At 47.7% G+C, this 20,849-nt stretch carries 19 protein-coding genes and 2 rRNA genes; 9 read left to right on the forward strand and 12 right to left on the reverse strand.

Annotated features, from left to right (window positions below; genetic code table 11):
* Positions 1-5 precede the first annotated feature (5 nt).
* Both DYD62_RS05000 and rrf read left to right on the forward strand, forming a co-directional pair.
* A 23S ribosomal RNA gene (locus DYD62_RS05000) occupies positions 6-2,896 on the forward strand.
* A 148-nt stretch (positions 2,897-3,044) separates the two neighbouring features.
* Positions 3,045-3,158, forward strand: a 5S ribosomal RNA gene (gene rrf / locus DYD62_RS05005).
* Between the two features lie 525 nt (positions 3,159-3,683).
* On the opposite strand, the gene DYD62_RS05010 is transcribed toward rrf, so the two are convergent.
* From DYD62_RS05010 to DYD62_RS05035, 6 genes are all read right to left on the reverse strand, one after another.
* Complete coding sequence (locus tag DYD62_RS05010; RefSeq protein WP_115226340.1) at positions 3,684-4,250, reverse strand: YceI family protein; 567 nt, start codon at positions 4,248-4,250, stop codon at positions 3,684-3,686.
* A gap of 26 nt (positions 4,251-4,276) precedes the next feature.
* On the reverse strand, positions 4,277-4,837 hold the full coding sequence (locus DYD62_RS05015; RefSeq protein WP_172476478.1) for a YceI family protein: 561 nt from the start codon (positions 4,835-4,837) through the stop codon (positions 4,277-4,279).
* Between the two features lie 49 nt (positions 4,838-4,886).
* A complete protein-coding gene (locus DYD62_RS05020; RefSeq protein WP_115226341.1) occupies positions 4,887-5,429 on the reverse strand; it encodes a cytochrome b in 543 nt (180 codons plus the stop codon).
* 45 nt (positions 5,430-5,474) lie between these two features.
* On the reverse strand, positions 5,475-5,897 hold the full coding sequence (locus DYD62_RS05025; protein ID WP_115226342.1) for a MarR family winged helix-turn-helix transcriptional regulator: 423 nt from the start codon (positions 5,895-5,897) through the stop codon (positions 5,475-5,477).
* A 229-nt stretch (positions 5,898-6,126) separates the two neighbouring features.
* Positions 6,127-6,927, reverse strand: coding sequence for a Cof-type HAD-IIB family hydrolase (locus DYD62_RS05030; protein ID WP_115226343.1), 801 nt, complete (start codon positions 6,925-6,927; stop codon positions 6,127-6,129).
* 87 nt (positions 6,928-7,014) lie between these two features.
* Positions 7,015-7,572 (reverse strand): DUF924 family protein, encoded by a 558-nt coding sequence (locus DYD62_RS05035; RefSeq protein ID WP_115226344.1) that lies wholly within the window; start codon positions 7,570-7,572, stop codon positions 7,015-7,017.
* A 71-nt stretch (positions 7,573-7,643) separates the two neighbouring features.
* On the opposite strand from DYD62_RS05035, the gene DYD62_RS05040 reads away from it, so the two are divergent.
* Positions 7,644-8,813: a BaiN/RdsA family NAD(P)/FAD-dependent oxidoreductase gene (locus DYD62_RS05040; protein WP_115226345.1), complete on the forward strand. Its 1,170-nt coding sequence runs from the start codon at positions 7,644-7,646 to the stop codon at positions 8,811-8,813.
* Positions 8,814-9,313: 500 nt separating this feature from the next.
* Here DYD62_RS05040 and ypfJ read toward each other — a convergent pair whose 3' ends face one another.
* Genes ypfJ through DYD62_RS05055 form a run of 3 tightly spaced genes read right to left on the reverse strand, consistent with a single transcriptional unit; the run spans position 9,314 to position 11,432 of the window.
* Positions 9,314-10,189 (reverse strand): KPN_02809 family neutral zinc metallopeptidase, encoded by an 876-nt coding sequence (gene ypfJ, locus DYD62_RS05045; RefSeq protein ID WP_115226346.1) that lies wholly within the window; start codon positions 10,187-10,189, stop codon positions 9,314-9,316.
* Positions 10,190-10,211: 22 nt separating this feature from the next.
* Entirely contained in the window at positions 10,212-11,012 is an 801-nt protein-coding gene (gene dapB, locus DYD62_RS05050) for a 4-hydroxy-tetrahydrodipicolinate reductase (RefSeq protein WP_115226347.1), read from the reverse strand.
* A gap of 3 nt (positions 11,013-11,015) precedes the next feature.
* Positions 11,016-11,432 carry an outer membrane protein assembly factor BamE gene (locus DYD62_RS05055; protein ID WP_115226348.1) on the reverse strand — a complete coding sequence of 139 codons (417 nt, stop codon included), beginning with the start codon at positions 11,430-11,432 and terminating at the stop codon, positions 11,016-11,018.
* Between the two features lie 106 nt (positions 11,433-11,538).
* On the opposite strand from DYD62_RS05055, the gene fur reads away from it, so the two are divergent.
* The 5 genes from fur (at position 11,539) to DYD62_RS05080 (ending at position 15,389) form a co-directional block, all read left to right on the forward strand.
* Positions 11,539-11,955 carry a ferric iron uptake transcriptional regulator gene (fur, locus tag DYD62_RS05060; protein ID WP_115226349.1) on the forward strand — a complete coding sequence of 139 codons (417 nt, stop codon included), beginning with the start codon at positions 11,539-11,541 and terminating at the stop codon, positions 11,953-11,955.
* A gap of 3 nt (positions 11,956-11,958) precedes the next feature.
* Positions 11,959-12,657: a leucyl/phenylalanyl-tRNA--protein transferase gene (aat, locus tag DYD62_RS05065; protein ID WP_115226350.1), complete on the forward strand. Its 699-nt coding sequence runs from the start codon at positions 11,959-11,961 to the stop codon at positions 12,655-12,657.
* The gene (locus tag DYD62_RS05070) at positions 12,654-13,382 is read left to right on the forward strand and encodes an arginyltransferase (RefSeq protein WP_115226351.1); all 729 of its coding nucleotides are present in this window, start codon (positions 12,654-12,656) and stop codon (positions 13,380-13,382) included. Before aat ends, DYD62_RS05070 begins: the two co-directional genes overlap by 4 nt.
* A 144-nt stretch (positions 13,383-13,526) precedes the next feature.
* A complete protein-coding gene (locus tag DYD62_RS05075; protein WP_115226352.1) occupies positions 13,527-14,294 on the forward strand; it encodes a ParA family protein in 768 nt (255 codons plus the stop codon).
* Positions 14,295-14,486: 192 nt separating this feature from the next.
* A complete protein-coding gene (locus DYD62_RS05080) occupies positions 14,487-15,389 on the forward strand; it encodes a response regulator (RefSeq protein ID WP_115226353.1) in 903 nt (300 codons plus the stop codon).
* A 56-nt stretch (positions 15,390-15,445) separates the two neighbouring features.
* Here DYD62_RS05080 and DYD62_RS05085 read toward each other — a convergent pair whose 3' ends face one another.
* The 3 genes from DYD62_RS05085 to DYD62_RS05095 form a co-directional block, all read right to left on the reverse strand.
* Complete coding sequence (locus DYD62_RS05085; RefSeq protein WP_115226354.1) at positions 15,446-16,756, reverse strand: M48 family metallopeptidase; 1,311 nt, start codon at positions 16,754-16,756, stop codon at positions 15,446-15,448.
* 30 nt (positions 16,757-16,786) lie between these two features.
* Positions 16,787-17,572, reverse strand: coding sequence for an MOSC domain-containing protein (locus DYD62_RS05090; RefSeq protein ID WP_115226355.1), 786 nt, complete (start codon positions 17,570-17,572; stop codon positions 16,787-16,789).
* A gap of 168 nt (positions 17,573-17,740) precedes the next feature.
* The gene (locus DYD62_RS05095) at positions 17,741-20,002 is read right to left on the reverse strand and encodes a DNA internalization-related competence protein ComEC/Rec2 (RefSeq protein WP_115226356.1); all 2,262 of its coding nucleotides are present in this window, start codon (positions 20,000-20,002) and stop codon (positions 17,741-17,743) included.
* Between the two features lie 168 nt (positions 20,003-20,170).
* Between DYD62_RS05095 and DYD62_RS05100 the strand changes: the two genes are divergently transcribed.
* Entirely contained in the window at positions 20,171-20,827 is a 657-nt protein-coding gene (locus tag DYD62_RS05100; RefSeq protein ID WP_115226357.1) for a glutathione S-transferase, read from the forward strand.
* Positions 20,828-20,849: the final 22 nt, after the last annotated feature.

Consider the following 20,849-nt stretch of genomic DNA (forward strand, 5'->3'; position numbering starts at 1 on the left):
TATAGGATCAAGCGACTAAGTGCATCTGGTGGATGCCTTGGCGATGATAGGCGAAGAAGGACGCGTTAGCCTGCGAAAAGCACGGGGGAGCTGGCAAATAAGCATTGATCCCGTGATGTCCGAATGGGGAAACCCGGCCCTTTTGGGTCATCCATGACTGAATACATAGGTCATGAGAAGCGAACTCGGCGAACTGAAACATCTAAGTAGCCGAAGGAAAAGAAATCAACCGAGATTCCCAAAGTAGTGGCGAGCGAAATGGGAAGAGCCTGCATGTGATAAATCAAACTTTAGTGGAACAGTCTGGAAAGTCTGGCGACAGTGGGTGATAGCCCCGTACACGAAAAAGATTGGTTGGTACTAAGCATGCGACAAGTAGGGCGGGACACGAGAAATCCTGTTTGAAGATGGGGGGACCATCCTCCAAGGCTAAATACTCATCATCGACCGATAGTGAACCAGTACCGTGAGGGAAAGGCGAAAAGAACCCCGGGAGGGGAGTGAAATAGAACCTGAAACCGGATGCATACAAACAGTGGGAGCCCTTGCAAAATGGGGTGACTGCGTACCTTTTGTATAATGGGTCAGCGACTTACGTTCAGTAGCAAGCTTAACCGAGTAGGGGAGGCGTAGGGAAACCGAGTCCGAATAGGGCGCATAGTTGCTGGGCGTAGACCCGAAACCAAGTGATCTATCCATGGCCAGGATGAAGGTGCGGTAACACGCACTGGAGGTCCGAACCCACTAATGTTGCAAAATTAGGGGATGAGCTGTGGATAGGGGTGAAAGGCTAAACAAACTTGGAAATAGCTGGTTCTCCTCGAAAACTATTTAGGTAGTGCCTCATGTATCACTGACGGGGGTAAAGCACTGTTATGGCTAGGGGGTCATCGCGACTTACCAAACCATGGCAAACTCTGAATACCGTCAAGTGCGAGCATGGGAGACAGACTGTGGGTGCTAACGTCCATGGTCAAGAGGGAAACAACCCAGATCGCCGTCTAAGGTCCCAAATAATCAGTTAAGTGGAAAACGAGGTGGGAAGGCATAGACAGCCAGGATGTTGGCTTAGAAGCAGCCATCATTTAAAGAAAGCGTAATAGCTCACTGGTCGAGTCGTCCTGCGCGGAAGATGTAACGGGGCTCAAACTGATAACCGAAGACGCGAATATGCACGATGTGCATATGGTAGAGGAGCGTTCCGTAGGCCTGCGAAGGTGTCTTGAGAAGGATGCTGGAGGTATCGGAAGTGCGAATGCTGACATGAGTAGCGATAATGCGGGTGAAAAGCCCGCACACCGAAAACCCAAGGTTTCCTGCGCAACGTTCATCGGCGCAGGGTGAGTCGGCCCCTAAGGCGAGGCAGAAATGCGTAGTCGATGGACAACGGGTTAATATTCCCGTACCGATATAAAGTGCGATGGGGGGACGGAGAAAGGTAGGTCAGCCCACTGTTGGAATAGTGGGTTTAAGCGAGTAGGCGTGTGGCTTAGGCAAATCCGGGCTGCTTTAACGCTGAGACGTGACGACGAAGTCTTCGGACTGAAGTGATTGATCCTATGCTTCCAAGAAAAGCCTCTAAGCTTCAGCTTTATATTGACCGTACCGCAAACCGACACAGGTGGGTAGGAAGAGAATTCTAAGGTGCTTGAGAGAACTCAGGAGAAGGAACTCGGCAAATTATCACCGTAACTTCGGGAGAAGGTGAGCCCATATTAGGTGAAGGCCCTTGCGGCTGGAGCTGACATGGGTCGCAGAGAAATGGGGGCTGCGACTGTTTATCAAAAACACAGCACTCTGCAAAGTCGAAAGACGACGTATAGGGTGTGACGCCTGCCCGGTGCTGGAAGATTAAATGATGGGGTGCAAGCTCTTGACTGAAGTCCCAGTAAACGGCGGCCGTAACTATAACGGTCCTAAGGTAGCGAAATTCCTTGTCGGGTAAGTTCCGACCCGCACGAATGGCGTAACGATGGCCCTACTGTCTCCTCCTGAGACTCAGCGAAGTTGAAATGTTTGTGAAGATGCAATCTCCCCGCTGCTAGACGGAAAGACCCCGTGAACCTTTACTGTAGCTTTGCATTGGACTTTGAAGTGGTTTGTGTAGGATAGGTGGGAGACATTGAAGCATGGACGCTAGTCTGTGTGGAGTCGTCCTTGAAATACCACCCTGACCCCTTTGAGGTTCTAACCTTGGTCCGTTATCCGGATCGGGGACCGTGCATGGTAGGCAGTTTGACTGGGGCGGTCTCCTCCCAAATTGTAACGGAGGAGCTCGAAGGTCGCCTAGGTACGGTCGGACATCGTACTGATAGTGTAATGGCATAAGGCGGCTTAACTGCGAGACAGACAAGTCGAGCAGGTGCGAAAGCAGGACATAGTGATCCGGTGGTTCTGAATGGAAGGGCCATCGCTCAACGGATAAAAGGTACTCCGGGGATAACAGGCTGATTCCGCCCAAGAGTTCACATCGACGGCGGAGTTTGGCACCTCGATGTCGGCTCATCACATCCTGGGGCTGTAGCCGGTCCCAAGGGTATGGCTGTTCGCCATTTAAAGTGGTACGTGAGCTGGGTTCAAAACGTCGTGAGACAGTTTGGTCCCTATCTGCAGTGGGCGTTGGAAATTTGAGGGGGGCTGCTCCTAGTACGAGAGGACCGGAGTGGACAGATCTCTGGTGTACCGGTTGTCACGCCAGTGGCATCGCCGGGTAGCTAAATCTGGAAGAGATAAGCGCTGAAAGCATCTAAGCGCGAAACTCGCCTCAAGATGAGATTTCCCCAAGGCTTTAAGCCTTTTAAAGGGTCGTTCGAGACCAGGACGTTGATAGGTCGGGTGTGGAAGCGCAGTAATGCGTTAAGCTAACCGATACTAATTGCCCGTAAGGCTTGATCCTATAACCTGAAGCGCGTGTGTGCGACGGTATAATCTACCCAAGATTAGAGCTGAATTTGAGAAACAAGCAGTACAAGGTAATATATTACTTCTTCTATTGAACTGAACGCGTTGCAGAGCAGTAAGTGCAACGAGTTAACCCGTTAAAGTCTGGCGACCATAGCGAGGTGGTCCCACTCCTTCCCATCCCGAACAGGACAGTGAAACACCTTAGCGCCGATGATAGTGCAGATTACCTGTGTGAAAGTAGGTCATTGCCAGACACCCTAAGCCGTACCAAGACCCCCGTACTCGAAAGAGGCGGGGGTTTTGCTTTGCGCGGAAGAAATGCGCGCTGTAGCGTAACGATAAGCACCAGAGGTTTGCGTGTTGGGTTAGGCTAGGTAAATCTCGTGCGAAGAACTGCTAACCTAATCTGCACGGGGTGAATCTTGTACGCAGACTACCAAGCAGATCTGTTCAGGATAGTTTTGTAGCTATAGGGGCGGTGTTGCACTCGTCAATGTTGTCTTTTTCAGAATGATTGTTTATGCGGATTGACGATTTTTGTTGGTGTATGTTGATGGTTTTTTATTCCGGGTGGAAAGCCATAAACAATTACAAATTTACGGTATTTAGGGGACAAGTATAGAGTGCTGTTGTTAATGCACTGATAGAGAATAATTCCGACTGTAAAGATTAGAATCAATTCTAAATATATTTTGTAGCAGACGAATCAAATTATTAAATATCCAGACAAAAAAATAGCTTCCATTTCTGGAAGCTATTTTTATTTAATATGCTAAGGCTTATTTCTGTACGGCTTCTACTGCAATATTCAGCTTAACATCGTCGCCAATATTTGGTACGTATGCACTCATACCAAACTCGCTGCGTTTGATCGTTGCGCTTGCATTTGCGCCGCAAGCCAGTTTTTTCATCATTGGATGCATATCACATTTGAAGTTACTAACTGTTAATGTGAGTGGTTTTGTTACGCCTAACAGAGTGAAATTACCATCTACTGCAACAAGTTTCTCACCTTCAAATACCAATTTATTGGATTTAAAAGTCATAGCCGGGAATTTGTCGCTATTAAAGAAATCAGGGCCTTTGACGTGTGCATCGCGTTTTTCCCAGCCGCTATTAAGGCTGCGGGTGTCAATACTAATGTCTACGCTGCCCGTTTTCTTTTCTGCATCCAGTGTAATCGTGCCGCTGGATTTGTCGAAGCGACCATTTTGAATTGAGAAGCCCATATGGCTTAATTCAAAACTAGGATATGTATGTGATGGATCTAATTGATATACAACAGGTGCTGCGAATACGGTGCTGGTTAAGCCAGCTAATAATGCTGTGGCAATAAAACGCTTCATCTTATGACTCCAGTGGGTGGTAAACTTTATTTTCCTGCCGTGCCTGCAAGCGCAATTTTAAATTTGATGATGACTTGGTCTGCAACTGTTTCGGTATCTGCCCAAACGCCTTCACCTAATTTATATTGCAGGCGCAGAATAGGTAAATTGCCTTCTACAATCAGATTGCCTGCTTCTGGCTTTGCTGTGAGTTGAGTTGTTACATCACGGCTGATACCTTTAATTGTTAATTTTCCTTTTGCTTCAAATTTATTATTTCCCAATCCTTTGATGCTGCTGGCTACAAAAGTGGCTTTAGGGAAGCTGGCTACATCAAACCATGGTTTTTTCTTGGCTTCAGTATTGCCATCACTACCTCCTACATCAATGCTGGCTAGTTCAACACTAATTTCAGCTTGTGCTTTTTCTGGCTTGTTTGGGTCAAAATCCACTTTTGCAGAGAAATTTTTAAACCCGCCATCAACACTTACACCCATTTGCTTAAAGCTAAAATCGATTTTACTTTTTTGTGTTACCAGTGTTTGTGCTGCATTTGCCGAAAAACTAAGTGCTGTAAGTAATGTGGCGCTAAGGATATGACGAATCATTTGATGCTCCATGGGTGCTGGTATTAAATGGCAGATAACCATACCTGATTTATTTTTTGCGTAAAAAAGGAATCATTCTGGCAAGAATAGTGTCTTTATCAATAAAGTGATGCTTTAGTGCAGCTGCAATATGCAGGCCAATCAAAATTAATAAAGCGGTTGCAAATAGTTCGTGACTGTTTTTTAGCGTGTCGCTCAGCCCTTCATTTTTGGCAACAAGATCAGGTAATTTCCATAAGCCAAGGTAGACAACAGGGAATCCTTTAGCAGAGCTCATCAGCCAGCCGGAAAGCGGCATTGCGAACATCAGCAGATAAAGTAGGTGATGGACACCTGCAGATAGCTTGCGTTGCAATGCAGGCAGACTAGGGTCTGCCGGGGGCGCGCCTTTGAGTTTTAACCAGATAAGTCGTATAGCAACCAATCCCAGAACGGTAATACCTGCCCATTTGTGCCATGAAATGATTTTGAATTTCGTGGGCGAGAGCGGCATATCATCCATGGTCCATGCTAGCCCGAAAGCTACAAAGATGAGGATTGCGACAAGCCAATGTAATAAAACTTGAATGCTATCGTAATGTTGTTTGCTCATTTTTTTCACTATTAGAAAATGATTAAGGTCGTGAGGTCGCAGTGCTTAGTCTTGAAACTTGCTACGAAGTTCAGCGAGTGTACAAGTGATTTCTGACAGTTTTTGTTCAGTAAACTCTGAAAAAAATGGCTGTATATATTCAAGGTGCTGTTTGAATGTGCGGTGAAAAATGGCTTCACCTTCTGCGCTTAAATAAACACGGAAACTTCGCCTGTCTTCGTTAATGGTTTCCCGGTTGATGATTCCCCGTGCCTCTAAACGATCGAGTACGCCGGTGAGCGTGCCTTTAGTAATCAGGGTCTTTTCACTCAATTCACGGCAGCTCATGCCTTGTGTATTGCCGAGGGTAGCGATGATGTCAAATTGAGCTGGTGTTAAATCCATTGCACGGATGTGCCTGTTGGACAACTGCTCAAATGCCTGATAGCAACGCACCAGTTCACGGATCGTAATTTGGAAATTTTCCATGAGTTGAGGCTTTGATTGTTCGTGTTAGTACTATTTATATCAGAACAAAAAAAATGCTGCAAGACAGGTTGAACACTAAGCTAAGGAATAGGATAGGTGAGTTTTTAAAAATTGTTGTTTTATGTTTATGCAGGAGCTAAGGAGAGTGTTGCAAAAAAACGTGCAAATATCAGGGTTTGCTGGCTGGAAGGGGGAGGCTGCGTACAGCCCCCGGAGTGATTAAAATTGATTAATGTGCTATCTGAAAGAGCGTGCGCAAATGCTTTGCTACGCCAGATTCTTCATTACTACCAATTTTTAAAACATCAGGAAGAGCGGCGACGAGGCGTGGGTTGGCATTACTCATTAGGCGCGGATGGCCTGCTGTCTGGAGAAGCTCCAGATCATTCTGACCGTCACCGAAGGCAATGCACTGACTGGCAGACATTTTCAGGCGTTCTAAAACGACCTGCAGCGCGTGCCCTTTGGATACGCTGGCCGCCATGACCTCTAGGCAGTCCGGCATAGAGAAGGTGATATACAAAGTATTGCCAAAGCGTTCACGCAGCTTGTGTTCTACGGTAAGCAGATGTGCATGATCACCGATATAAAGTACTTTTGCCACGCCCTGACCATGGTGCCGGGCTAGGTCACTAATTTGATAGGTGAAGCCTGAATCCTGGTGCATATCAAGTAAATATTGGCTGTGCTGATCAATTAGCCAAGCATCGTCTAAGTAAAAATTGAGCAGTGTACCCGCCGAAAACTCGGTCTGTGCCAGCGCTTGTACGACATTGGGCTCAATATTTTCTTCATGAATCAGTTTGTTTTCCGGGCTGTGAATCCGCGCGCCATTTGAGGTAATTAAGTGCGCACGCACACCGAGCACATCACGAATCCCCATTACATCCAGATAATGGCGTCCAGTGGCAATGACAAATTGGATGCCTTTTTTTTCGAGTGTTTGAAGCGTTTCTGCGGTGTAGGCATCCACCATGTGTTCGTTATTGAGCAAAGTGCCATCAAGATCGGAGGCGATAAGCTGATACATTGTGGGCAATCCGGTAGATTCTGAGAGCATTGATTTTATCTTCTATGTAGCCTGCATTGCGCTTGTAAAAATGCCAATTAAAACTAATTAAAAACCCGAATCTGGTGATGCCAGATAAGCTTGCTCTGCTGCAGTAGCGCTTCTGTTCAGCAAACGGTTTCGGTGGGGAAAACGGCCAAATTGCTGGATGACGGCGTGGTGCTTAACGGCATAGTCATAAAAACCTTTGAGTTGCTCGTGCGATTGCCAGTCTTTCATGAGCATGAGCGTTTCTTCCTGATCGCTAAGATTTTCTGAGTGCTCAAAAGGTAAATAAAGAAAAAGCTGCTCCAGCGCTTGAAGCTGATCGTGATATTTGGCTTTGATTGCCTCTTTCGCGGTTTGCAGCGCAAGGTGGTCATACGCAAAAGAGCGTGCATCATTCCTAAAAATATTGCGTGGAAACTGATCCAATAAAATAATAAAAGCCAAGCAAGAGTGAGGGGCGTTCAGCCAGTGATTCAGCTCACCTTTTTCAGCGGCAAGGATTGCAGGCAGAAATTGCGCTTTTATTTGTGCGTCAAATTCAGCATTTTTGCGAAACCATTCGGTTCGAACTTCAAGTTGCCTGCCAAACCAGAAAGAAAGTACATCTGCTGGATTCATTGTTGCTCCGTAAGTCATTTCGATAGTGGGTTACAATACGCCGTTTTAGCCCAGCTTGTGTGTGGAGCGTTATGCAAAATGTAGTTGAAGTGGTCATTATTGGGGCGGGTGCTGCGGGAATGATGTGTGCCGCTACGGCTGGTCAGAAAGGGCGCAGTGTTGTTTTGATCGATCACGCCACCAAGCTTGCTGAGAAGATTCGCATCTCCGGAGGCGGGCGCTGTAACTTCACCAATCTGAATACATTGGCTGGCTGCTATCAATCAGAAAACCCGCACTTTGTTAAATCAGCGCTCAAACAATACAGCCAGTTTGATTTTATCAAAATGGTTGAGTCACATGGCCTCGGTTACCACGAAAAAACGCTAGGTCAGCTTTTTTGTGATCAGGGATCGCAGGCGATTATTGACATGCTCAAAGCTGAAGTTGATCTTGGCGGCGCAATTTGGCGTATGGATACCGCAATAATCTCTATTCAAAAAACTGAAGCGGGTTTTGAGGTGGTAACCAGCAGGGAAACCTGGCTGTGTAGCTCGCTGGTAGTCGCTTGCGGAGGCTTATCTATCCCTCCGATTGGGGCGACAGGGCTGGGCTTTGAAATTGCCAAACAATTTGATATTCCTCTTATGCCACTTGCGCCTGCTTTAGTACCGCTCACATTTCAGCCGCAGGATCTTTGGGCTGATTTAGCGGGCGTGGCCATTGAAGACACTATCGTTAAGTGCGGTCATACAGAATTCAGGGAGGCCATTTTACTGACGCATAAAGGGGTCTCAGGGCCCGCGATTTTGCAAATATCAAGTTACTGGCGCTCTGGTGATGCATTAGAGATCGATCTGGTGCCGGATGTAGATTTTGATGCGTTTTGGGCTGCTGCTAATCGGGATGCGCTTATCACTACTGCGCTTGCTGAAATTTTGCCAAAACGACTGGTACATGCATGGCTGGCTGCATGGGGTGAGATCAAACCGCTGAAACAATATTCCCCTAAAGAGCGGGCTGCAATTGCTGATAGCTTCCATTGCTGGCGGATTATTCCTTCGGGCTCGGTTGGATATAAAAAAGCAGAAGTAACACGCGGTGGGGTGGATACACAGGCGCTGTCTTCTAAAACGATGGAATCGCGCCAGGTTGCGGGCTTATTTTTTGTTGGTGAAGTGGTTGATGTGACCGGCTGGCTGGGCGGATACAACTTTCAATGGGCTTGGTCATCCGGATATGTTGCAGGATTAAATTGTTAGGTGTATAACTAAATCTCCAGCAACAGCAAAAGGAGATCGAATGAATAGTTTCCAAGGTGTGCTGTTTTCGGAGGTGAAGTTAACCCCCGTTGCGACGCGGCTAATGTGTCGTTTTGCTGGATGCCTGTAGTGCAGTGAAGGCACAGAACCAAGCCATCACGTGAAAGCCATCAGGTGTCGTAGTAACTGCTCTTTGCGTGTATTAGATGTAAGTGTGTTTAATGTATGAACTGTTAAGGTTGTAGCTGTAGATGTGGCCGTACCGTAGTATTTTTTGTACGTGTTTTTCCTGTAGCTGCTGTTGAAGTGAAAGTTGTTTTTATTAACATTAACCTTCAGTATGCATTTCATCTGTTTTACCGCAAGAAGCAACGGGGCGCATTCGCGTCCCGTTGTCGTTTCTGCTTGTTAATCATTAACTTGCTTAATAGGGCTCAGAACTTGTCTGTTGTTGCATTTCCGGTCTGAACCTTAATCCCGCTTATTGAAGTGCCCCTGCTTTACTTGGCTGAAAATGTATTACAGCTATTTACTGCGCCACTTTCCAGCCCTTGCTTAAACCAGTGCATCCGCTGCGCCGAGCTGCCATGCGTGAATGCGTCTGGAGTGACAGCGCGGCCAGCACTGCGTTGCAGCGTATCGTCGCCTATTGCATTTGCCGCAGCCAGCCCTGCCTCAATGTCCCCGGGTTCTAATAGCTTATTTTGAGCGGCATAATAGCCCCAGACGCCCGCTAAGCAATCTGCCTGCAACTCAAGTTTTACAGATAAAGCGTTAGCTTGTTTCTTAGATAACTGCTGCTGTTTTTGATGCACTTTGCCGGAAATACCTGATAAATTTTGCACATGATGACCAATTTCATGAGCTAACACATAGGCATTGGCAAAGTCACCAGGAGCACCGTACCGTTTGGCCAGCTCATCATAAAAGCTAAGGTCGATATAGACTTTTTTGTCGGCCGGGCAATAAAAAGGTCCCATCGCAGAAGATGCGCTGCCACAGGCGGATTCAACTGCATTTCTAAATAAATAAAGCTTGGGACGGATATAGGCTGAGCCAAAGGCTTCAGGATAGACTTTGTTCCACACATCCTCTGTGGACGCTAAAATACTGCGGGCAAATTCACTGGCCGGGTCTTTTGCTGGATGCTGTGCGGGCGCATGCCGGGCCACTGGGGCGGGTGGTGTATGATTTGCGATCAGCCCCAGTACTTGCAAGGGGTTTTGACCCAGAAGCAAGCTGATAATGCTAACCACCACTACACCCCCAATACCCAGCTGACCCAGTGGCAAACCGCTTGATGAAGTGCCGCTGCCGGTTTCATCATCCCGGTGATCTTCGACATTATCGCTTCGTCTTAAATCTTGCCAGCGCATAGCATTCTCCGCTCTTCGTGGTTTAGCTCAGGCCAAGCACATCTTGCATATTAAATAGGCCAGTTGTTTGCTCTGTTAAAAAGCGGGCGGCCCGGATTGAGCCTTGTGCGTAGATATTGCGGTTAGAGGCTTTATGCGAAATTTCGATCCGCTCGCCCATGCCTGCAAAAATCACGGTGTGATCACCAATCACATCTCCGCCACGCAGTGTGGCAAAGCCGATACTTGAAGGATCACGCTCGCCGGTAATGCCTTGCCTGTCATAAACGGCACAATCTGCAAGATTACGGCCTAATGCACCAGCAACGGCTTCGCCCAGCATTAAAGCTGTTCCTGAAGGAGCATCAACCTTCATGCGGTGATGCATTTCTACAATCTCAATGTCATAGCCGGTGTTGAGCGTTTTTGCGGCGACTTCAAGCAATTTAACCAGCAAATTGACGCCTGCACTCATATTGTAGGCATGCACAATGGCAATTTTATCTGCTGCAGCCTGAATGGCTGCTTTTCCTGCCTCATCAAAGCCAGTGGTGCCAATAATCATATTCACACCGTGTTGTTGGCAGGCAACTAAGTGTTGCAGTGTGCCTTCAGGACGGGTGAAGTCGATTAAAACATCGGCTCCTGCTAAATTTTCAAAATTGGCGCTGATGTTTACACCACAATTTTTACCAAGAAAAGCAGATGCATCTTGGCCCACAGCAGAGCTGTTTTCACGATCAAGAGCCGCAAAAAGCTGGCAATCACTCTGGGCAAGTACGGCCTCGATGAGCATACGGCCCATGCGGCCACTGCTGCCGGCAATGGCAATTTTTATGCTCATGGATTATTCCTTGCTGGCTGGTGCAGCCGTTACGCCGCTTGCTGCCGTTGTGGCAGCGGGCAGGTCTGCTGATTTGAATTTTGCGGGGGCAGGTAATGTTTCGCCGCTGAAACGAATCAGGCTATCTCCTTCAAATACAAGGACAAAGCTCTTTTTTTCTTTTAGCTCACCTGCCCGTGCATCGCTGTAGATGTAATCCCAGCGATTGGCGTGAAAGGGGTCGTTCAGTAAGGGGGTGCCTAAAAGAAAGCGGACTTGCGAGCGCGTCATTCCTGCTTTGAGCTTAGTAACCTGATCGGCTGTGATCTCGTTTCCCTGTGGGATATCGAGCTTATAAGGTGTAATAAAATTTGCAACACTGCACGCTGAGGTCATCAGCGCGATAGGGAGCAACAAAATGAGTACTTTTGCCTTCAACATGAGCGATATTCTTCCAGAGCGGGTTGGAGTGACCAACTTAAACGCTATATCATAACCTGATCTGGCCGCTTGCCGAAGCACATAGCCTAAATCAGGGAGATAAGACATGAGTAAAGCAAACGAATTAAAAGAAATGGGGCTGAAAGCGACAGGACCCCGCCTGAAGATTCTGAACTTATTTGAGACAGGTGATCAGCGCCATATGACAGCGGAAGATGTCTATCGTCTGTTGCTTGCTGACAATTTAGATATTGGTCTGGCCACCGTTTACCGGGTGCTGACTCAATTTGAGCAGGCAGGAATATTAGTACGCCATCACTTTGAAACAGGTAAATCTGTTTTTGAATTGAGTGCAGGCGGGCATCATGATCACCTTGTTTGCGTGAAGTGTGGGCAGGTTGAAGAATTTTATGATTCGGAAATTGAAAAACGACAGGATGAGATTGCGAAAAAGCATAATTTTGAAATTCAGGACCATGAAATGTATTTGTATGGCATTTGTGTAAAATGTAAGGCCGCGTAATTTGTGATTCCGTGGCTGGATAATACTTTGCAATTCCCTGCGCTTTCCCTTGCGCTGCGAGAGCCAAATGGTCTGCTGGCGGCTGGAGGCGATTTATCGCCCCGGCGGGTGCTGGCGGCTTATGCGGAGGGGATTTTTCCCTGGTTTATGCCGGGTGAACCTATTCTTTGGTGGAGCCCCGATCCACGTATGGTGCTCTTTCCTGAAGAGCTGCATATTCCTAAGTCCCTCGACAAGGTTTTGCGTAATCGTCCCTATGACGTACGTTTTGATACCGCATTTGATCGGGTGATGCAGGGCTGTGCTGCACCGCGGGACGGAGAGCCAGCAACATGGATCAGCGATGAGATTCGTGCCAGCTACGGGGCTTTGCATCGCGGTGGCTGGGCACATTCTGCAGAGTGTTGGATGGATGGGGAGCTGGCAGGAGGATTATATGGAATCGCCATTGGCAAAATGTTCTACGGTGAATCCATGTTTGCCAGAAAACCGGATGCTTCCAAAATTGCTTTTGTGCATTTAGTGCGATATTTACATCAGCAGGGATTTGAATTGATTGATTGTCAGATGCGTACCGATCATCTGGCTCGTTTTGGTGCGCGGGAGATTTTGCGTGATGAATTTATAGAGCGGCTGAAGCGGCTTACTCCAAAAGAGCATCTTGCCGGGCCTTGGACTTATCAATACAGGGTAGAAGGATGAATGATTCCTTACGAACGCGCACCTCTCAGCTGCAATTTTATACAACGGCAACTTATGAGTGCAGCTACCTAGATCATCAGGTCGCCAGATCTCAGGTTGCCGTACCTGCCGAGCTGATTGACGGGCATGCCTATAGCCAGCTGGTGCAACATGGGTTTCGGCGCAGTGGTTTATTTGTTTATCGGCCATGGTGTGATCATTGCAAAGCATGCGTGCCTGTCAGGCTTCCTGTTGCCCTGTTTAAGCCAGACCGCACTCAGCGCCGTGCGCTGAAGCGGCATGCAGATTTGCAAGTGCGGGTAATGGGCCTTGAATATTTAGAATCACATTATTTACTCTATCAGCGTTACCAGGTTGCCCGTCATGCTGGCGGAGGGATGGATCAGGATAATCGTGAGCAATATCAGAATTTTATTTTAAAAAGTAATGTCAGTAGTTTTCTGGCTGAATTTAGTATCAATAATGAAGTTCAGATGGTAAGCCTGATTGATCAGTTAGATGACGGTATTTCTTCTGTTTATACCTTTTATAATCCGGATATGCCCAATAGCAGCTTTGGTGTATTTAATATTCTTTGGCAAATTTCACTGGCCGGAGAAATGCAGCTTCCCTATGTGTATCTGGGATACTGGATTGATCAATGCCGTAAAATGGCTTACAAAGCACGCTATAAACCGATTGAGGGATTATTCAATGGCCGCTGGCAGCCTTTGCCAATTGAGTGATTAATAAAAAGCGGGCGTTCTCTGCTGACATTTTGCCAATGATCAATGATTAACATAATTGCCACATTTATTGTGCGATGCAATACAAGTTGAATCAGAGCTGCTAACATCTATTGAACAATGATGTGGTGATGAGACGGCAAAATGAAAATCAGAGTGGTTTTTAATCAGAAAGGCGGCGTAGGTAAATCGACAATAACGGTTAATCTGGCCGCTGCAGCAGCTAAAGCTGGCCAGCGTGTGTTGGTGGTTGATCTCGATCCTCAGGGTAATTCCAGTCATTATCTATTGGGCGCTGGGCTTGATTTGGCTAAGCCCGGTTTATTTGATTTTTTTGATCAGGTGCTCAATTTTAGTATGTATGCTAAAGCGCCTGCGGCATTTGTTCACCGTACGCCATTTGAGCGGCTTTCAATTATGCCCTCGCATCCTTCAATTGCTGAATTAGAATCAAAGTTAGAATCCCGGCATAAAATTTATAAGTTGCGTGAGGCGCTCAATGAATTAGCCAGTGATTTTGATGAAGTTTGGCTGGATACGCCACCGGCATTAAATTTCTTTACGCTTTCAGCCCTGATTGCCGCTCAGGGCTGTTTAATTCCTTTTGATTGCGATGAGTTTTCTCGCCATGCTCTTTTGGGACTGATTGACAGGGTGGCAGAAATACGCAATGACCATAATGCTGATCTGGCAGTAGAAGGAATCATTGTGAACCAGTATCAGGCGCGTGCAAGCTTGCCTGCGCGTATGGTTACAGAGTTGCAAGTGCAGGGCTTGCCGGTGCTGGATGTTTTCCTGGGGGCATCGGTAAAGGTAAGAGAATCTCATGAACGGGCGATTCCCTTGTTGTTGCTTGATCCTAACCATAAATTATCGCAGCAGTTTAGCGCACTATACGCCCTGCTTAATTAACGTCAGGCGGGCAAATTAGCGTAATGCCTCTGCCCGCTTGCGCTTGCTTCGCTAGTATTAAAATGGCGAAGTAAGAAATAAAGTGGCTTGTTTATCATCAAAGCCAGCTTTTACTGAATTAAAAAAATTACACTGATTATTGAGCAAGACAGCTTGAATCAATACTTCATGCGCCGATAGAAAGGAGACGTCATGCAAGAGCGGGCCAGGGTACTCATCGTTGATGATGAACCTTTTAATCTGGAAATATTGTCTGAGCATCTGAGCGATGCTGGCTACGAAGTGGTTGTGGCCGAAGATGGCGAAGTAGCCTGGCAAATTTTGTCGCAAGACCGGGCGTTTGATACGGTCTTGTTGGATCGTATGATGCCACGTATGGACGGCATGGCCTTGCTTGCCCGATTAAGACAGCAGCCAGAATTTGAACATTTGCCGGTGATTATGCAAACGGCCGTAGGCGCGGCAGAGAATGTGCGTGAAGGCCTTGCCGCTGGCGCATATTACTATCTGATTAAGCCATTTCAGCGCGATATGCTGTTGGCGATTGTGGCGGCAGCGGTTAATTTTCATCGGGAAAAAAGCCAGCTCGATGCACAACTTGCGGCACAGGCCAGCTCCTATCATTTATTAATGAAAGGTGAGTTTCATTTCCAAACGCTGGAAGAAGCGCGGCATCTTACATTATTGCTGTCCAATGCCTGCCCGGAACCGCAAAGGGTTGCATTGGGCTTGTCAGAATTATTGGTCAATGCCGTTGAGCATGGTAATTTGGCGATCAGCTATGCTGAAAAAACACGGTTGTTACAGCATGGGTGCTGGCAAGATGAGGTTGAAGCTCGTTTAAGCCTGCCTGAATATGAAAAGCGCAAAGTGAAAGTGGCTTTTTACAGGGAAGAAGAAGACATTATTTTTACGATTACCGATGAAGGCAAGGGCTTTGAATGGCAGCCTTTTTTAGAAATGTCGCCAGAGCGTGCATTTGATCCGCATGGCCGGGGGATTTCGATGGCGCGGATGTTATCGTTTCAATCGGTGGAATACAAAGGCTGTGGCAATCAGGTCATTGCGAGGGTCAGGCCAGCTCCGGTTGAATAAGGCGTAAAAAATAAAGCCGGCGCAATGCCGGCTTTATTCATTTGCATGCTTCTATTTCAAATGCTCTGCTTTCCAGCGCATTGCGGCATAGATGCGTTTTTTAGGGCTGGGGTGATCAAAAAGAATAATTCTTCTAAATAACCCGGATCAGATTTTCTGTATTCGGTGAGTTTTAAATTAGCTTCGGCCATTCCATCGGCTTGTCTTGCCGCATTAATTCCAAAGGCGTCTGCTTCAGTTTCAGCGGTACGGATAATGGTATTTTGAACCGGCGTCATCAAGAAAAAATAAGCAGATAAAAACGCCATAAAAAATGGCAGGCTGACAGGATCACTATGATGCCTGATATTATGCTTTTGCCCCCAGCGCTTTACTGAAAAAGTTAGGATTTTATGAATGAAAATAAAGCCAAATAATAAAATTAATCCAAAATTCAAAAGCAATTTATAAACATGATTTAAAACATAATGGCCAATTTCATGCCCCATGACCGCCTCAATTTCTGAAGGGCTGCAGCGGTGCAACAGGTTATCGTTTAAACGAATTGCGGCACTGCCGAATATACCGCTTACATTGGCGCTGATTCGGTTGCTTTGTTTGGAGGCATCAAACTGATACACATTATCTGCAGGGATTCCATTGGCGCGGGCAATAGATAAAATGGGCTCTTTAATTTTCTGATCACTGAGTGGTTGGTATTGATTAAATAATGGATCAATATAGACCGGGCCCAGTAACATCATAACTGAAAGTAGGCCAATACTTAGTACGGCACCCAATGCCCACCATAAGCGGGGCATCTTCTGAATAAGCAAATAAATTAGGCTAAGAAAAAAGCCCATGCTGAGTACTGAAATGGTAGTGCTGATGGCTTGTTCTGTCAGCCAGGCCGTAAAACTCAGATTTGACAGGCCGTATTGATGCTCCCGAAAAAAACTTTGGTACGCCGTGAGCGGAAATGATAATAAGGTTAAGAAAAATACAAAGCCGGTGCTGATTGATAAATTGTGCAGAAATTTAAAACGCGTTATTTTTTCTGCCTTAATTCTGATGCGAATTAATATTCCCGATTTAAGAATAATCCAGCAGGCACCGATACCAAGCAGAGTATTAGCCAGCAGCAGCCAGTAGCCTCCTTCAAAATAAGCATCGGAGCGGGCTTTATTAATTGGAGAAATCCGCTGCATATAGGCTTCTGTGGCGGCCATTGGGTCGGCAGGTAATGCGGCCTGCCATGCTTCACTGGCGGGGCTGATGACGGCCGAGGCTCTGGCGGCTGCATTGGTAGAAACAGGTGCAAAACAGGCAATAGCAAAAGAGAGCAAGAGCGACAACAAAATCAGGGGCCAGAAAAGTTTTTTTACCACTTTTATATCTCCATTATGTTTTTCAGGGGATTACTCAAGTATTTCTATGGCCATGCCTTCGTGAATGATGCCTCCTTTCTCTACATTGATGTTTTGGCCAAACAGCACGCCCGCTGCGCTTTTACGATATTTGGCCATGGTGCGCAAAGGTTCCTGATCTTTTGATTTTTCGCCGGTTTCCGGGTCTATCGTGGTAAATACGCAACGCTCGCAGGGTTTGACGAAATTAAAAATCACCTCTCCAATGCGGATTTTTTTCCAGCGGTCTTCTGCAAAGGCTTCAGCGCCACGTACGATTAAATTGGGGCGAAAGCGCTGCATGGATAAGCTGCGGCCAACACGCTCGCTTAGATCTCCCAGAGAAGCTTCGCCAATCAGGAGCAAGGGATGGCCGTCCACAAAGGCAATGGGCACTTCGGTGCTGCTGTGCCGGTTCAGCTCAAAGCCAGCCCAAAGTAATACGACTTGCTCTCCCAGATAGGCAGAGCACCATGCATCGGCATCGCTGGCTCCGTGGCGGGCGGTGAAGTCGCTTTGCCATACGCTGGCCGGGTGGATTTGATTAAAGCGCGAGGTGGCAATGAAAAGCGTGGGCATGCCGGGTGCGCTCAGCGTCAGCCCTTCATCACTGGGCTCGGCCGATAGCAGCACTAATTTGGGAAAATCACGTCCGGTAACCAGCAGCCCATTGGGTCTTGCAATCATCCACATACGATCAAAAGGCAAGCCACTGCTCAGCACTTCGCTTTGCTGCAGGCGCTGCCCCTTGCTGGATTTAAGCGGGTAGCGGTAAAGCCCTGTGAGCCGGATTGGCATGGTGTTAACCCTGTAAAATTGCTTACGTTAACTGAATATAAGTTAACAAACAATAGAGGTTATCTTACTTGTCAGGCTGGGTGCGGCGGCTTTATGCGGGAAGATAAATACGTGAATGCGGATGGTTAATCGGCTGCTAAGGCTAGGGCTGATTTAATTTTTGCCATTTTACTTTGTGTTTGCTGACCAATAATGCGGATGAGCTTGCCGCCAGCTTGTGACTTTGATCTCCTGGCCCACGTCAAAAATTAATGCACCTGTCTGGTCTGTGCGTAAGTTTTGTGACTGGATATCATGGTAGCGGGCGACGATTTCAGCTTTGGGGTGTCCAAAGCGATTTAAATAGCCCACGGAGTAAATGGCGTATTGCGGCGCACTTTGGCTTACAAAGGGCAATGATGACGATGATTTACTGCCGTGGTGCGGTACCAAAAGGATGTCGGATTTGCCCATGCCTTGTTCGATTAAGCGGGCTTCCTCATGGATGCCTATATCGGCAGGGATAAGCAATGTGTACCGGCCATTGTCAACCCGCAACACGCAGCCCATGGCGTTGTCTGAGCGGGCTGCAAACTGGGCGTCGGGCCAGAGCAGGGTAAAGCGTACCTTGTCCCAAAGCCATGTTTTACCCGCTTGGCAGTTTTGCCTGCTGCCTAGGTACTGCGCCCAGAGTGAATGCTGATCCGGCAGGCTGTGCCAGATTGTTTTTGTGGGCATCTTATTTAGTAAGGGGATGGCTGCGCCAATATGGTCCTGATCGTTATGCGACAAAATCAGTGTATCCAGCTGACGAATATGCATGCTGCGTAAGGCTGGCAGTAGGACGCGTTCGCCATTGGGCAGCTGGCCGGTATCAAACAGCAGCTGGTGCTGCGCGGTTTGCACCATGACGGCCAGCCCTTGGCCCACATCCAGTACGGTTGCCCGATATTGGCCAGGCTGAAGGCTGTTTGGGGTACTGGTAAACAGCGGCAGGCAGCAGATCAGCCCCAAATGTCTTGCAGGCAGCCCGCGGGGAAGAAGTAAAAGCATAATGCCAAATGCAGCGGGCACAAGCGTGAGCGCGCCGGGCATATTGAAAGCAGGGCTGGGCAAGGTGGTGCACCATTGCAGCAGATAGTCTGTCAGTGCAAATAAACGCTCTGCACCTAAGAGTAAATAGCCTCCAGGATCCAGTAAACCCGCTAGGGCGAGCGGGGTGATCAGAATACTTACAATTGGAATCGCAAAGGCATTGGCCAATGGGGAAACCAGCGGTAACTGGCCGAATACCACCAAGAGAATCGGCGCAGAAGCCAGAGTGGCCGCTGCCTGCGTACTGATCCACATTTTCCACTTGGCTTCCTCGCCAAGCTGATTGCTGCCAGCCCAAAGCAATGCGCCAACGGTTAGATAAGACAGCCAAAAGCCAATCGACAGAACCGCAAAGGGATCAATGATGACCGTAACAAGCAGGGCCGCCGCCCAGATGGCACTGTTGGCACTGGGCTGGGTGCGCCAGAGGCACGCCGCAGCAATGGCCAGCATAAAGAGAGTGCGCTGAGTAGGTACGGCCATGCCCGCCAGGAGGCAATAGCAAAACGCGGTGATCACACCAGCAATTAAAGCCGCGCGTTGTGCGGCAAAGCGGGCGGCCAGCCAGGGAATGCGCCGCCAAATCCAGCTGCTGATCGCAGCGGCAATGGCTGCCAGCAGGGTAATGTGCAGGCCGGAAATGCTGATTAAGTGAGTAATCCCCGTGGCCGCAAAGCGTTGCCATTGCTCTTGGGGAATCGCGCCCTGATCCCCCACCGTGAGTGCAATCATGACCCCGCGATAAGGTGCATCGGGTAAGGCGTTTAATATGTGTGCTCTTAAACGGGCGCGCATCTGATGCAGCCAAGCTCCCTGCCCGCTGAGGCGTTCGCCTGATTTAACCGTGCCGGTTGCGCCTATGCCCTGTTGCAAAAACCAGCTTTCAGAATCAAAACTTCCCGGATTGCTCTGGCCGTGAATTTGTTTGAGTTTTACTAAAAAGTGCCAGCGCTCGCCCGCTTTAACCCGGTCGGGCTGACCACCATACCACTGCAATTGAATTTTTCCTGGTAAACGTGTTTGAGGCGTTTGCTCCGGAATAAACAAAAACCGTGTACCAAAGCGTGTGGTTTGGGGCAAATCCGTAATCAGACCATTGATTTCGATGAGTTGCTGCTCCAGCGCCGGGTTTAGCCTGTCTGCCATACGAAGATGTGCCTGCCAGTTAGCCCATGAAAAGCCGGTTAAGAATGCCGCCAGAATCAAAAAAGCCAGTTTAAAACGCCAATGGCTCAGGATAAAACACAGCAAAGATATGCAAATTGCCGGCCAAAGCAGGGGTAATACGGGCTGGCTTTGCAAAAAGCACACACCACATATAAAGGCTGTAATGAGAAGCAGGTAGGAAGTCAGCATAAATCAGCTTAGCAGCTGATATTTATCTTTGGCTTAATACGGACATGCTTGCTTAAAAGCCATGGGGTTCGTTTTGTTTGTTGAAGTAAGTCCGTCTGGAAATAGAGTGCCCAATGACATAGTCTGGTTGAGCGAGCTGCGCTGCAGCCAGAATAAAGGAGTGCTGGAATGTATCAATTGCATATTGGCAGTAAAAATTATTCCTCATGGTCATTGCGCCCCTGGATATTAATGAAGCATTTCAATATTGAATTCTTAGAAAAAAATGCGCCTCTGGATGGCGAACAAGCTTATCGGGAGTATGTAGAAAACGGCTTACTTCCTTGCCTGTACGACGATGGGTTTAATGTCTGGGATAGCCTAGCAATCGCTGAATACTTGGCAGAAAAACATCCGGAAATGTGGCCAAAAAACCCCAAAGCAAGGGCGCGTGCCCGATGTATTGCGGCAGAAATGCATTCGGGGTTTGCTAATTTACGCTGCGTGATGCCCATGAATATTAAATTGCGCGCACAGGGAGGGGATTTAGTTCTTAGCGTAAAACGGGATATTGAGCGCATTTGTAGTATTTGGCGGGAAGCGCGTCAGCTGGCAGAGATTGGGCCTTATTTATTTGGTGCATTCTCTGTGGCAGATGCAATGTATGCCCCGGTGGTTTGGCGCTTGCATTGTTATAACGTAGCACTGCCTGACGATGTGGCAATTTATCGTGATGTGATGCTGAAGCACCCGGCCATGAAGGAGTGGGAGCAGGGGGCCTTGGCAGAAAAACTGGTCTTGCCGCAGGAAGACATGCTTCTTGAAGCCTTTGGTGGCAGAAGGTAGTTTGACACTAAAGGGTCTATAG

The organism is Iodobacter fluviatilis (assembly GCF_900451195.1).
Classification (GTDB): Bacteria; Pseudomonadota; Gammaproteobacteria; order Burkholderiales; family Chitinibacteraceae; genus Iodobacter; species Iodobacter fluviatilis.